Here is a 534-nt window from a genome sequence, read left to right on the forward strand (position 1 = left end):
ATCATGTGGACCAAGGGGCGGGTGCGGAGGAAGGACGGCAGGATGGCGCTGGAGGTGCGCGACGATGGCTGGGACTTGCTCGGCTCGCTGGCGACGACGGTAAAACAGCGGTACGCCAACAACTCGGCCTATCTGGGTCAGTTGATGGACGTGCGTGGGATCATTGAGACTGAGGTGGTGACGCGGCGCAGCTCTGAGGATCTGCCGATCGCCCCGGAGGTCGGGATGGCCGTGGCCGAAATGCGGGCAGCGGCCGATGCGGGCGATATCGCCCGCATCGGCCGCTGCCCGCATTTCGGCCACGGCCATCCCGACCTCCGGGGCGATCGGCAGATCCTCAGAGCTGCGCCGCGTCACCACCTCAGTCTCAATGATCCCACGCACGTCCATCAACTGACCCAGATAGGCCGAGTTGTTGGCGTACCGCTGTTTTACCGTCGTCGCCAGCGAGCCGAGCAAGTCCCAGCCATCGTCGCGCACCTCCAGCGCCATCCTGCCGTCCTTCCTCCGCACCCGCCCCTTGGTCCACATGAT

Annotated in this window: 1 protein-coding gene; it reads right to left on the bottom strand. The window is 65.5% G+C overall.

The annotated features are described in order from the left end of the window. Positions 1–492, bottom strand: a 492-nt coding sequence (locus tag WH87_RS20515; RefSeq protein ID WP_156458246.1) for a hypothetical protein, incomplete at its 3' end; no start/stop codon positions are given. Between the last annotated feature and the right edge of the window lie 42 nt (positions 493–534).

Origin of the sequence: Devosia epidermidihirudinis, assembly GCF_000971295.1 — a bacterium.
GTDB lineage: Bacteria > Pseudomonadota > Alphaproteobacteria > Rhizobiales > Devosiaceae > Devosia > Devosia epidermidihirudinis.